Annotated in this window: 12 protein-coding genes, 1 tRNA gene and 2 pseudogenes; 7 read left to right on the forward strand and 8 right to left on the reverse strand. The window is 47.0% G+C overall.

Annotation, left to right across the window (positions count from 1 at the left end; all coding sequences use genetic code 11):
* Nucleotides 1-16: 16 nt before the first annotated feature.
* Nucleotides 17-93: transfer RNA gene (locus tag FHS77_RS14645), tRNA-Met, on the forward strand.
* A 191-nt stretch (nucleotides 94-284) separates the two neighbouring features.
* Here the strand turns inward: FHS77_RS14645 and FHS77_RS14650 are convergent.
* The 4 genes and pseudogenes from FHS77_RS14650 to FHS77_RS14665 form a co-directional block, all read right to left on the reverse strand.
* Nucleotides 285-791, reverse strand: a complete 507-nt coding sequence (locus FHS77_RS14650; protein ID WP_184224691.1) for a recombinase family protein — start codon at nucleotides 789-791, stop codon at nucleotides 285-287.
* A pseudogene (locus tag FHS77_RS14655) lies at nucleotides 788-2141 on the reverse strand (IS3 family transposase). The gene FHS77_RS14650 and the pseudogene FHS77_RS14655 overlap by 4 nt, the downstream one beginning before the upstream one ends.
* Nucleotides 2142-2259: 118 nt before the next feature.
* Entirely contained in the window at nucleotides 2260-2529 is a 270-nt protein-coding gene (locus tag FHS77_RS14660) for an HAD hydrolase-like protein (RefSeq protein WP_184224675.1), read from the reverse strand.
* 80 nt (nucleotides 2530-2609) lie between these two features.
* Nucleotides 2610-3086: an HAD family hydrolase gene (locus tag FHS77_RS14665; protein WP_184224676.1), complete on the reverse strand. Its 477-nt coding sequence runs from the start codon at nucleotides 3084-3086 to the stop codon at nucleotides 2610-2612.
* 96 nt (nucleotides 3087-3182) lie between these two features.
* Here FHS77_RS14665 and FHS77_RS14670 point away from each other — a divergent pair, with 96 nt between their 5' ends.
* The gene (locus tag FHS77_RS14670) at nucleotides 3183-3341 is read left to right on the forward strand and encodes a helix-turn-helix domain-containing protein (RefSeq protein ID WP_184224677.1); all 159 of its coding nucleotides are present in this window, start codon (nucleotides 3183-3185) and stop codon (nucleotides 3339-3341) included.
* A gap of 375 nt (nucleotides 3342-3716) precedes the next feature.
* Nucleotides 3717-4151 (forward strand): annotated as a pseudogene (locus FHS77_RS14675) (LysR family transcriptional regulator substrate-binding protein); the annotation flags it as partial.
* 195 nt (nucleotides 4152-4346) lie between these two features.
* Here the strand turns inward: FHS77_RS14675 and FHS77_RS14680 are convergent.
* Genes FHS77_RS14680 through FHS77_RS14695 form a run of 4 tightly spaced genes read right to left on the reverse strand, consistent with a single transcriptional unit; the run spans nucleotide 4347 to nucleotide 9743 of the window.
* A complete protein-coding gene (locus FHS77_RS14680; RefSeq protein ID WP_184224680.1) occupies nucleotides 4347-6173 on the reverse strand; it encodes an ABC transporter ATP-binding protein in 1827 nt (608 codons plus the stop codon).
* Between the two features lie 19 nt (nucleotides 6174-6192).
* On the reverse strand, nucleotides 6193-7071 hold the full coding sequence (locus FHS77_RS14685; RefSeq protein ID WP_184224682.1) for an ABC transporter permease: 879 nt from the start codon (nucleotides 7069-7071) through the stop codon (nucleotides 6193-6195).
* Between the two features lie 4 nt (nucleotides 7072-7075).
* Nucleotides 7076-8023: an ABC transporter permease subunit gene (locus FHS77_RS14690; protein ID WP_184224684.1), complete on the reverse strand. Its 948-nt coding sequence runs from the start codon at nucleotides 8021-8023 to the stop codon at nucleotides 7076-7078.
* Between the two features lie 34 nt (nucleotides 8024-8057).
* Complete coding sequence (locus FHS77_RS14695) at nucleotides 8058-9743, reverse strand: peptide ABC transporter substrate-binding protein (protein ID WP_184224686.1); 1686 nt, start codon at nucleotides 9741-9743, stop codon at nucleotides 8058-8060.
* A gap of 289 nt (nucleotides 9744-10032) precedes the next feature.
* On the opposite strand from FHS77_RS14695, the gene FHS77_RS14700 reads away from it, so the two are divergent.
* The 4 genes from FHS77_RS14700 to FHS77_RS14715 form a co-directional block, all read left to right on the forward strand.
* Nucleotides 10033-10641, forward strand: coding sequence for a helix-turn-helix domain-containing protein (locus FHS77_RS14700; protein ID WP_184224687.1), 609 nt, complete (start codon nucleotides 10033-10035; stop codon nucleotides 10639-10641).
* A 44-nt stretch (nucleotides 10642-10685) separates the two neighbouring features.
* Nucleotides 10686-11030: a RidA family protein gene (locus tag FHS77_RS14705; protein ID WP_184224688.1), complete on the forward strand. Its 345-nt coding sequence runs from the start codon at nucleotides 10686-10688 to the stop codon at nucleotides 11028-11030.
* A 49-nt stretch (nucleotides 11031-11079) separates the two neighbouring features.
* Entirely contained in the window at nucleotides 11080-12504 is a 1425-nt protein-coding gene (locus tag FHS77_RS14710; protein ID WP_184224689.1) for an NAD(P)/FAD-dependent oxidoreductase, read from the forward strand.
* A gap of 566 nt (nucleotides 12505-13070) precedes the next feature.
* Nucleotides 13071-13309, forward strand: a 239-nt coding sequence (locus tag FHS77_RS14715) for a transposase (protein ID WP_246431361.1), incomplete at its 3' end; no start/stop codon positions are given.

Here is a 13309-nt window from a genome sequence, read left to right on the forward strand (position 1 = left end):
CTCGTACATAGTTTATCGCGGGGTGGAGCAGCCCGGTAGCTCGTCAGGCTCATAACCTGAAGGCCGCAGGTTCAAATCCTGCCCCCGCAACCAAAGAAACTTGTAATCGCTTCCATCGAATATATTGCGTAGACAAATGCGCATCGAAGCGTTTCTTGAAATTAATCTTTTCCTCTGTGATTTAAAATGGTCAGCTTTTAAAAACCTTGCGAACTCTGCTGTCGCTTTTTGGTGATGGGGTTTTGAAAATTCTTCCCATGCAGCCATCGAAGCTAAGATTGAGGTTATGCGGCCATGTAGTTCCAGTTCAGCGCTTTTACCATCAGGGGAGGGGCTGATTGCTCAAAAATCCATCTGACGATCTCAGCCTCTTGGGGCTCCTTCTCCCGAAGGCCTCGGATATGTTCGCCTTTACTGACATATTCCAGTTTGACGCGGTAACTATAAGCCAGACCGCCCGCCGCTTTACCTTTGCGGATGGTATGCTTCATGCCTTCGCGGGTTTTGATCCGACCATCTTCAATTTGCTCGTGACTGAGAAGAGAACGGATGCCCACTTCCATGTCTTTAATGGGCGCTGCACCTGTGACAGTCCACAAATCAATATCATGGAAGCGTAAGGTTTTGAGGATACCAGCACTGTGTTCCATATCACGCGAGATGCGATCCACACTGAAGCACAGTACAATGTCGATATCGTTACGCTCTATGCGCTTTAGCAGCGCTTGAATGCCGGGGCGGGTTCTTAGCCGCGTTCCGCTGACACCACTATCTTTAAAGATTTCGATTATGCTGCTTGTTTTTGATGTTGCAAGCGGCGTTGTTGTATAGTCAGATTTTTGATTTTCTGCCTTTCTCTCAGAATTGTTTTATCGCGCCCAAAGTAAACGTCAGCAGGTGTGAGATTACTTAAACTTTCGTGGTAGCGCTGATTGTTGTAATATTCCACAAAGGCTGCGATTTGGTGCTCGAGATCTTCGGGCAGGTAATAGTTTTCTAAAAGAACGCGATTTTTCATGGTCTGGTGCCAGCGTTCGATTTTGCCTTGGGTTTGAGGATGGCAGGGAGCGCCGCGGATATGCGACATTTTTTGTTTGTCCAGCCATTCAGCTAAATCACCAGAGATGTAACAAGAGCCATTATCACTGAGTAAGCGCGGCTTGTTGCGAACAACAGCCTGATCACAGCCTGACGCTGACAAGGCTAGCTTTAGGTCGTATCCGTGACGTCATCGGCACGCATATTTGTGCAGAGCTTCCACGCGATGATGTAGCGGCTGTAATCATCCAGGACTGTGCTGAGATAATACCAACCCCAGCCGATGATCTTGAAGTAGGTGAAATCTGTCTGCCATATCTGATTAATAGCTGTGGTTTTATCGTGGAATTCCTTGGCTGCCTTTATCACCACGTAATCTGGTGCCGTTATCAGGTCTGCCGCTTTCAATATGCGGTAAGCTGATGATTCAGATATAAAATACCGCTTCTCATCTGTATATTTGACTGCCAGTTCCCGCGTCGATAAAGCTTCATGCTCCAGAGCAAACTCAATCAAATCATTGCGTCTATGTTCTGGGATACGGTTCCAAGTCAACCCTGGTCGAGGAGAATGATCGGACAGCGCTTCTAGTCCACCTTCAAGATATCGGTCATACCAACGGTAAAAAGTAGTGCGTGGAATACATAGCATATCAAGGGTTTGTTTGGTGGGTAGATGTGAATCCTCAACAGTGCGGATGATCTCGAGCTTCTCAGATGCGCAATACCTCATTCTCCGGACACCCCAGTTCCGGTCATGCTTTTTTTAAGCAGACGGTTTTCGAGCGTAAGATCAGCAACGCATTCTTTTAAAGCCAAGGCTTCAGCGCGCAGATCCTTCACTTCCGGCGAGGTCGCTTGGCGGGCAGTGTCACCGGATAATCGCCGTTTTCCAGCCTCGAGGAACTCTTTCGACCAACTGTAATAAAGGCTTTCGGCTATACCTTCGCGGCGGCACAGCACGGAAATGCTTTCTTCTCCGCGTAGTCCGGCCAAAACAATACGGATATTCTCCTCCGCAGAATAGTTTTGCCGGGTCTTACGACGAATGTTTTTGATCAACTTATCAGCTGCGGCTTTTGAGGTTCCGGGCTTCTGTGTCATCTCAATCTCCCAATGGATAAAATGAACCAGAAATCCTACCTTAATCAAATGCTCAAATTTGTCCCATAGGCGCTGATGTCAGACAATAACCGTAGCAGACGAGAAAGCGCTGAGACAATCATTGGCCCTGCCTTCCATTCATGGCTACTACGGCTCTGACCGGACGCCGGATCAGCACAAACGGTACACTCGCAGCCAATGCTGCTTGTCCGTCTGTTGCTGGCGTATCACCGATGAAAACGGCATCCTTTGCCAGCACAGCTGAACGTTCCAGCCCTTCCATGATAAGATAAGGGGATGGCTTGCCATAGGTTTCATATGCGACATCCGGAAAACCAGCCTGTAATGCAGCAAAAATTGCCCCCCGTCTCTGACACAGGCGTGCCATCCGCAGCCGGATGGATGGGATCAGGATTTGCCAATATAATATGCACCTTGCGATCCACCAATCGCATCAGACGCTCCAGATCACGCATTGAAAAATGCAGGATCACGGGTCAATAAAGCTAACTGCGGAATATCAGATTTCTCACCGCGACATGGCTTTAGCCCAAGTTCAACAGCTAATTCAGTCAAGAGTTCGGAAGCATATAAAGTAATGCGAATGCCTGGAATTTGTTTGGCAATTTTTCGTATTGTGACTTCATCTGCTAGCAAAATATGCTCATGTGCAATCGCAAGGCCTAATCCTTTCAATCTCGCTGCCAATGATCGGGATGTATCTGTCGAGTTATTCGAAACAATCCATAGGCGGTCACCAGCTTCTGAAACCAGCTGCGTTACTCCTGGCAAGACCGTGTCACTCGAAATCAGACAGCCATCGAGGTCAGAAAAAATGGCAGCACAACCAGCATATTCTGACTGCATAAAGCCAAAAATATCCGTTCCAGCGCTATGGGCGTTTGATGATTGGGCAGCTTGCAGAGGGCTTAAAAGCAGAGACATGAGATGCTGTTATCGTTTTTCTGTATGACCAACGGAATGGCAGGTGAATGTAACACTGGTGTTACAGTTGGTAGTTAACCTATCAGGAAATGAAGGATGACTATCAATGGCGGCAAAACACCAGGTCAGGCATGCTTGCGTGCGATCAGAGCTGTGATTAATGCCGGTTCTTACGCTGCTGCGGCACGAGAACTGAACATGACACATGCTGCAATTGCCCAGCAAATCCATGGCTTTGAAGCTAAACTGGTATAAAACTCTTTGAAAAAGAATGGGGTCGCCTTCTGCCAACTCCACTATGCATGGACCTTGCAGAAGCTGCCGAGCGCATGCATGAAGCCGAAATGGATGTGGAGAGGCTTATCTCGAGACGCAATGTAAGTGGAAAATTCCACCTGAGTGTTGGTTTAGGGAATGCGATGCCGAGTATCGCAATTTCCATCATGTCATTAAAATGCACCCGAAAGTCACGGTGACCGTGGAAAGCGGCTCCCATCAGGAAATTCTGAGTGCCGTCCTAAAGCGTCAAGTGGACGTAGCGATTTTGCCGGATATGCAACAGGATGTGCGTTTTCGTCGACAAACCATCATCCACCAGGAAGTTGTTGCTATCGTTTCAGAGCCCCCCTCGCGAAACATGACAGTGTCTCTCTGATGTCATTGGTTCAAGAGCCTCTGATTTTTCGCTCCCGTGGATCCTCGACGCAAAAAATTATTGACCGCGCCTTCAGTTGCGTTAACCTGACACCTGAACCACGTTTAATCGCAGATACACGTGATGCGGTTTATGAGGCAGTGAGCTTAGGAGTGGGGGGTGGCTTTATGTGGCGACACGGAACGCACCGTGCAGATGCTGTTCGTAGATTAGCCATCGATGAGATCGTAACAAGCTCTGAAGAAGTTATTTTCGCACTTGGGAATGAACGTAATCCGCTCGTTGACCTCTTTTTCCGCGCAGGAGAAAGCTATATTAAAGAGCATATAAGAAAAAAATTCACGAATGCGTTTAATATCTATTACTGTCTTTGCTTTTACTTTGTGCAAGTGCGGCATACACCTTCATGACCAACAACAGCATTAGAGCTATCACGGGGGTAGCCAGTGTAAACTCCCGGTTTTCCTTCGCTACGATTAACGATAATTACTGATGCTCTATTTACTGACGAGTTGAATAATACCAAGATCTCGCCCAATACAATAAAAATAATGCTGCCATTCGAGCAACGTAATTCCTTAATATACACCTGTATGTGTCATTTTTTAAACCCACTCCATATAATAATGATCTTCAGCAGCCGTTATAAAATTGCGCATCGGCGGCTCATAGCTCTTTGAACGAATTGGGCTCATCAGTTCTTTTGTTAAGAGAGGAGAGCGCAGTTGACGTCTTTCCGGATCCGGCACTGGAACAGCTTCTAAAAGCATTTTTGTATATGGATGTTGCGGATTATTGAAGATTGCGGAACGCGGCCCAATTTCTACAATTTCACCAAGATACATGACAGCAACTCGGTGACTGACGCGCTCCACAACTGCCATATCATGCGAAATGAACAAATATGCAATGTTCATTTCATCCTGTAAATCGAGCATTAAGTTGATAACTTGTGCTTTTACGGAAACATCAAGGGCAGAAACGGCTTCATCAGCAACAATCATTTGCGGGTTTAAAGCCAGCGCTCGTGCGATACAAATGCGTTGTCTTTGACCACCTGAAAACTCATGCGGATAACGTTCGAACATAGAGGCTTGAAGTCCTACCCTCTCCAATAAATCCTCAGCTTTTTGCCACGCTTTTTCATAGCTCGCAAGATTGTTAGCCAGAAGCGGCTCAATGATTGATGCGCCAACATTACGTTTTGGGTTAAGGCTGGATGCAGGGTCTTGAAAAATCATCTGCATCTGCTGACGCTTTGCGCGCATGCTTTGCTGATCAAGACTTAAAATATCCGTACCATTGAATTTGATCTCGCCTTTCATCGGCTCAACAAGGCGCAAAATCGAACGGCCGGTTGTTGACTTGCCGCAACCGGATTCACCGACCAAGGCAAGCGTCTCGCCTGCTTTGAGTTGAAATGAAACATTTTCAACAGCATGAACGCGTCCGACTGTACGGTTAAAGAAACCACCTGAGAGATTAAAGCGCGTTGTAAGTCCTTGGACATCCAATAATGGCTGCGGTTCCGCTGATATAGTATTGCGTGTCTCTCGAGGTGCTTTTGTTTCACCTGTTACGTGGTTGATAATCGGAAATCGCTTTGGCAAGACTGCCTGTGCCATAGAGCCCAGTCTTGGAACCGCTGACAGGAGCGCTTGTGTATAGGGCTTTTGCGGAGCAGAAAAAATCTGCTCCGTGTCATTTTCCTCAACGACACGCCCATGATGCATTACAACTGTTTTATCAGAAATTTCTGCAACTACGCCCATATCATGTGTAATAAAGAGCACGGACATATCGTCTTCATCTTGCAATTCTTTGATGAGGGATAAAATCTGTGCTTGAATTGTTACATCGAGCGCCGTTGTAGGTTCATCAGCGATGAGCAGTTTCGGACGACTGGCCAATGCCATCGCAATCATAATACGCTGGCGCATACCACCGGATAATGTATGCGGATATTCTTCAAAACGGCGGTTTGCATCGGGTATACGAACGCGATCTAACAGACGAAGCGTTTCAGTACGGGCTTCTTGCCAGTTCATGTCGCAATGCAGCAATAATGCTTCACTGATCTGTGCACCAATCGTATGCACAGGGTTCAACGAAGTCATTGGCTCTTGAAAAATCATTGCCATGTCACGACCACGAAATGCACGTCTCTCTTCTGCTGACAATGCATTTAGATCATGACCATTAAAATTGATCAAGCCAGTGCTGATGGATTGGGTGTTTGGGAAAAGTCCCATAATGGTCATAGCGGAGACGCTTTTTCCAGAACCGGATTCTCCAACCAATGCAACAGTTTCACCTATGTTGACATCAAAAGCTACGTCATGAACGACTTGGGTCCACCCTTTGCCACTGCGAAACTTGACCGTTAAATCTTTAACAGAAAGAACCGGGGCAGTATTTTTTATTGTATTCATCGGATTGCTGCCCTTCTCATTAAGTGTTTATTTTCGGATCAAGTGCATCACGCAAACCATCTCCGAGGAAATTAAAAGAGGTGACAGCGAGTGTTATGGCGAGACCAGGAATAATTGCTAGCCAAGGCGCACTGGTGAGGTAGCTTTGTGCACTATTCAGCATATTGCCCCAGCTCGGTGTCGGCGGCTGAATACCAAATCCGAGAAAGCTGATATAGCTTTCAGCCAAAATGGCATGGGCGACGTTCAAAGTGGCAGCAACCACAATAGGCGCAATGGCATTCGGCAAGATTTCCCTCAGCATAATACGCTTGTTCAATGCACCGTAAGAATGCGCGGCCATCACATAATCGCGGTTGCGTAATGAGCGGGTTTGCGCTTCCACAACGCGGGCGACTTCCATCCAAGAAGTAAATGCAATAAGCAGAATAATGGAAGGAATAGAGGGCGATATCATTGCCGAGATGGCAAGCAGCAGGAAGATTGACGGAAAGCACAGCATGGCATCGACTATGCGCATTAAAACAGCACCGATCACCCCACCATAAAAACCGGCAATCAGACCCACACAGATACCTATAACCATACTCACTAGCATGGCGGCAAAACCGATTGAGAGTGAAATACGGCCAGCCATCAAAAGTCGAGCGAGTATATCCCGACCCATTTGATCTGTACCTAATATATGAGCGCCACTGAATGGAGCCGAAAAGCGCTGCTTAATATCAATAAACGTATCCGAGTAAGGCAGCAATAGTGGGCCTAATGCGCATGCCAATGCCATAAAGAGAATGGTGGCGAAACCGAACGCAGCCAAACGATGTTGCAAAAAACGTTTGATGAAAGGGCTTTGCCACAGGCCGCGGCGTGATGGTGTGATCGTATCAATGATGGTCATGATGCTACCTCGAAATACGCGGATCAGCGACACTGTAAAATACATCCGCGAGCAGACTGCCTAGGATGACGAGAACGGCTGCAAACATCAAAATACCCATGACAACCGGGTAGTCGCGATAGCTGATTGAATCAAGAAACAGTCGCCCCATTCCAGGCCATGCGAAAACAGTTTCCGTAACAAGCGCACCAGATAGAAGGCTAGGAATTTGTATGCCGGCAATAGTGATCATCGGTAAAAGTGCATTGCGCATTGCATGGTGAAGCAAAATGTTGCGCTCGCTGACGCCTTTAGCTCGGGCGGTACGAATATAGTCCTGATTAATCACATCGAGCATGGAGGAACGCATATAACGGCTCCAGATTGCGGTGGAAACCAGTGCCAAGACAATGGTCGGACCGATGAGGTGATGGAGGCGATTAAGGAACGAGCCATCGCCGATCGTATAGCGATTGCCGGCCGGCAGCCAACCAAGATCGACAGAGAAAACATAAATAATAACCAAGCCAAACCAGAATGTCGGGATGGAAAGTGCAATCATCGTGCCGATAGTCGTGAGGCTGTCAAAGACAGAATAGCGGCGGATAGCTCCGATTGTTCCAATCCATATGCCTATGATGATAGCAAGGAAAGTGGAGGAGAACATCAACTCGAATGTTGCGCCAAGATGTGAGAATATAACATTTAATACCGGCTGCTTATCGCGATATGACACGCCCCAGTCGCCTTGGAGCATACGATAAAACCATTCAAAATATTGAACTGGCATAGGGCGGTTTAAGCCTAACTGATCAGCAAGCCGATCAAGGTCTGCCTGGGTCATGCTGCCATCAGCTGCAAACTGAGAAAGCGGGCCCCCTGGCGCCATATGCAAGATCGTAAAACCGATTATCGACACGATGATCAGCAATACAACCGCCTGTGCTAAACGTTGAAGAACAAATGTGCTCACGTCGGAAACCCGCTTCTTGTTTAATTAACTGAATTTATGCTTGCCAATACCACTGCCCCATATTCCATGCATTTTGACGTGCATTAATATTAGGGCGGAAGCCTTTCAGACCATTTTTAATCCCTTCAATAGGTGCGTATTGAAAGATTGGCAGGATTGGTAATTCTTCACGCGTAATTTCCTGAAGACGATAGTAAAGTGATTTTCGTTCATCAGCATTGAAGCTGGCTTGTGCGTCTCGCATCAGCTTGTCAGCCTCTGCATTTTGCCATTGCATATAATTACCGCCGCTCCCGCCTTTGACAGGGATAGCATCGCTGGCAAAACGGGGTGCGGGATCCGGATCCATACCTGTACGGAATGCTGTGCCGACTAGCAGGGATTCAAATTGCGAGCGCACATAGAAATCACCCCAGATAACTGCGGCAGGCATATTGGAAATTTTAAGCGAAACACCAATTTTTTCCCAATCCTGCATGAGCAACTGCTGAACCTGTTCGCGAATTTCATGCCCTGTTGTCGTTGAGATCGTGAATTCGAGCGGAACACCGTCTTTGCTGCGAATATTGTTGGCGCCAAGCACCCAGCCTGCTTCATCAAGCAGCTTATTCGCCTGATCGGGATCATAGCTTTGTGAGGGCAAATCAGGATTGTAGGCCCAGGATTCACGAGGCATAAAAGACTCAGTGCCTTCTGGTACCCCGTAGTAAAGAGCATCGACAATAGCTTGCTTATCCATGCCGTAATAAAGCGCTTGTCGCACGGCTTTTTCCTGCATGGCAGGATGTTCCATATTCGGCATCACGCATTCGATATTGCCGCTTGGTGAAATAAAGACAGTTTGATTGGTCAGGTTCTTGGCTTCCTCATAGAAGTTTTGAGGAATGCCTGAAATAATGACTGTATCAACCTGACCAGTACGGAACTGGGCATAGAGCGCAGTCATGTCCGGTACATATTTGAGAACAGCCGTTGCCATATAAGGGCCGTCACCATGATAATTTTCATTTGCTGACAGGGTGATGTTGTCACCCGGAGTTCTGCTTTCCCATTTAAAAGGACCAGTGCCGACAGGAGCATTGTTAAACGCTGTTACATTCGGATCTTCAGCACCATCTAACAAATGTTTAGGGACAATTTGCGTATTGGCCATCAAAGCCAGATAAGGCGAAAATGCTCTTGACATACGCCATGAAATTTCATGAGGGCCTTTAACTGTTACTTCGGTGATCAGATCATGGCCAACGCGCGTACGCGAACGAAAGCCGTCAGCATTGATCAATTCCAGAGAAAATTTAACATCTTCAGCTGTAAACGGCTCACCATCATGCCATTTGACATCGTCCCGCAAACGGACGGTCCAGAGTAAACCATCCTCAGCGATACCACCATTCTCAATTGATGGCACTTCAAGCGCCAGATCTGGCATTAATGTTCCGTCCGGCTGGGCGACCCATAATGTATTGAAGACATTGGTCCAGACGACTTCGTCAACCTCGACACCGGGCATTAAAGGGTGAAAGGATACAGGCTCTTGTGACAGGCCAACAATGACGACACCAGTCGGCTGGGAAGGAGGAGTACCTTCATCCGAGGCTGCTTGTGCAAAGGCAGGTAAACCCCATACACTAGACGCAAGCCCTGCTATTCCTAGCCCTAAAAAATGGCGACGATGAATATTGTTGAGATTAATGCTTTTGTTATGACTGCTCAGTTTCATAATGACTCCCCTCGATAAAAGCGCTTGGCTGAGTTATATTATTAATATGAAAATTTCACTATAATATAATTTATGTCAAGCTCAATTATTATGATTTGAATCTCGTATCTGGGCTACAATAACACAAAACTTAAAATTAGATCTATTTATCATATTGATATTTATAACTATTTTCTGAATCCAAAAGATATCTTCAACGCGAATTATAAAATCACAATGATAAATGAGTTGCAATTTCATTTTTCTGTGATCTATATATCTTCAATTTATTGAATTTGATGTGAAGGCAATGATTGATTCAAAGCAGAAAGTTAGTGGCGCAGCGCAGCAGGAGCGATCAGAAAAAATTGGTCAGCGCTTGAGGGCATTGCGTGCCGAACGCAATATGACAATTTCGGATCTGGCTGATGCCGCTGGAATTTCGTCCGGATTAATCAGTCAGATAGAACGTGGTAATTCAAATCCTTCTATGAAGACGATTGAAAAGCTACGCGAGGCACTTGGTGTTAATATCTGGGAATTTACAGATATGACCCAGTCACGGCTTATTGCCGATCCTTCCTTTGTGCGCCGTGCGGATAGTCGTCCCAAAATTGCAGTTGGTACAAACGGTTTTTCTAAGGAATTACTGTCTCCCCAATCCAATTATAATATGCGGTTTATGATCCTTACTTTACCGCCTGGTGCACGTAGTGAAGATGTATTGAGCGGGCCTGGCAATAAGGGCGGTTACGTCCTGGAGGGCACTGCCTTGCTGACAGTGGGCGCTGAAACAGCCGAGCTGGCATCAGGCGACAGCTTTCAGTTTTCCAGCAGTCTTAGTCATGACATCGAAAATCCGGGCACGGATACAACGCGGATTATTTGGATAATCGGCATTCATGATTCTCATCTTTAAGATTTGAACATTCACAAAAACACAGCATAAAGGTATTTGCTTCTATGATTACACGCCATGAAAACACCGGTCGTTTGAGTAAAGTTTTGGTTGCGAATGGTTTTGCATTTATGTCCGGTTTGACAGCAAAAGACCGCAGCGGTGATGTCGCCGAGCAGACGACTGATATTCTCGCACAAATCGATGCTTATCTGGCGATGGCCGGAACCGATAAAACCAAAATCGTCAATGCGAATATCTGGCTTAAAGATGTTGGTGATTTTAGTGTCATGAACGGTGCATGGGAAACATGGGTTGACCGCGATGCTACACCGGCCCGTGCAACCGTAGAATCCCGTCTCGCAGCAGATGATATTCTGGTTGAAATTCAGGTTCAGGCACTCGTCTGATTTTTTTACTTTCCAATGAGTGGTAGTTAATCACGCGGAGATAAGATCGATGCAAAATGATCGAATAATCCCATCTGAACAGTCTTGGTGGCTGGATGAAGCACTAAAGGCAGAAGGGAATATATCCGCTGCTGCACCACTGATTGGTAAAGCTGAATTTGATGTGGCAATTGTAGGTGGGGGCTTTACCGGTCTTTGGACCGCAATTGCGCTTAAAGAACGGGCACCCGATTTAAAAATCGGCTTGATTGAAGCATCTATTTGCGGATCGGGTGCAAGCGGTAAAAACGGGGGCAAAGTCCACGGATACTGGGCAAGTCTACCCGGAATGGTGCAAACAATTGGCAGCGATGCAGCCCTTGCCGTTGCACGTGCGGGGACAAAGGCGCAGGATGGTATCCGCGCTTTTGCAACCGCTCCGGGGCGTGATGTCTGGTGGCGCGAGGCCGGTAATGTTCGTGTTGCCACGACAAAGCTTCAGGAAGAAAAAATTCAACCTCATGTGGAAGTAGCACAAGCGCTGGGGGTCGGTGATACGGCACAGGCGCTGACACCGCAAATGGTAGCAGATTATTGTTCCTCACCAGCTTTTCTAAGCGGCATGTACTTACCGGAAGGTGCGAATGTTCAGCCTGCACGGTTAGCGCGTGCACTGCGTAAAGCCGTGATTGAACTCGGTGTTACTATTTATGAAAATACACCAATGCTAGGGCTCGATGAGGATACACCAAATCGTCTTCGGACCCCGCAAGGTGAAATCCTCGCACGCGATATTGTTTTGGCAACCAACACTGCTCTGGCGAACGAACCCGATATGAAACCGCATTTAACGGTTTTCTCCAGCTATGCCCTGATGACAGAGCAGGCACCCGACAAATTGCAGCAAATGGGATGGATAGGTGACCAAGGGATTGCCGATCTGCGGATGTTTGTTCATTACTTCCGTAAAACCACGGATGGCCGCATGCTGATGGGATCCGGCTCCGGACCAATCAGTTTTAATGGCAGCTCAACAGCACCTGAACTGACAAATGATATTGGCACTGCGCAACGCGCTGCCAGAGGCTTGCGGCGGTTGTTGCCCATGCTTAATAATACCGGTATTGCAAAGGTTTGGGGTGGCGGGATTGAGATTTCTGCAGATCGGCTACCTTTTTTCCGCACCCGCCCAGGAACGAGAATCCACTATGGCTGCGGCTATTCAGGTCATGGCGTGAATCCGACCTATATTGGCGGTCAGTGTTTGGCTTCACTCGTACTAGATATGAAAGATGAATGGACAAACCTGCCATTTTGCACCCGATCAGTGCCAAGACTTCCGCCCGAACCGTTCCGCACCATTGGCGGACGCTTGGTACGTAAAGCAATTATTACTTGTGAAGAGGCGGATGAAAATGGTGTGAAGGCTCCTTTGACTATGCGTGCTGCGGCAGCCATACCGCGTGTTTTCGGTTTGAAAATCGGCACACGTTAAATACAAATTTTCGCTACTTCTTTTATCTCTACAATAAACTCATGGCAAAATTGCCTTTTTGCCATGAGTAGGACTCTTCAAGTTAAATGGTATGGTTACGATGACCATTACCAGAGAGTCAGCATTTGGTATGTAATCATGCACACGGATGGCTGGTTGGATAGAGCCAGATTGGCACTGAGGCTTGTATTAGTTTAGTATCAATGAAAATTTGCGTCAGATTGCTTTATTTTGTGTAAGTTAAGAGGTATTTTAAGCGTTCTTCAGTACGTTTAAGTGCTTCATGGGATTGTAACTCTGGTTTTCCAGCCAGCATGCTGGCAAGAACTTCGGTTAATGCAAATGCCGGTGTCATTGTATGAAAGAAGCTTAAACTATCGGTTGGGCAGAATAGTACTATGTCTGCAACTTCTTTTATCGGGGCTACTTCACTATCGGTAATAGCAATAATTTTAAGGCCGCGGGTTCTAGCATAATGGTAAGCGGTTAGGCGAGCCCACGTATCTTTTTTCGGTCTGATGAGCGATTTTCTGCATGAATCATGTGGGAATCCTATGAGGGACAGTATGAATCAGAGCCGAACATTTGATATTTTGACTGCAGAACCGGTACGAACGCGGCGCAAGCCACGTGACTGGCCGGATGACGAGAAGACCCGGATCGTGGCTGCGTCCTTGCAGCCAGGCGCTAATGTTTCTGCTATTGCACGCTCTGAAGGTTTGGATCCCTCTCAGCTTTATGGATGGCGGCGTAAGGCACTTGCATCTGGCACTATCGCGCCATTATCGGCAGGGATGGAAAGTTC

It is taken from the genome of Paenochrobactrum gallinarii (assembly GCF_014205685.1).
Taxonomy (GTDB): domain Bacteria; phylum Pseudomonadota; class Alphaproteobacteria; order Rhizobiales; family Rhizobiaceae; genus Paenochrobactrum; species Paenochrobactrum gallinarii.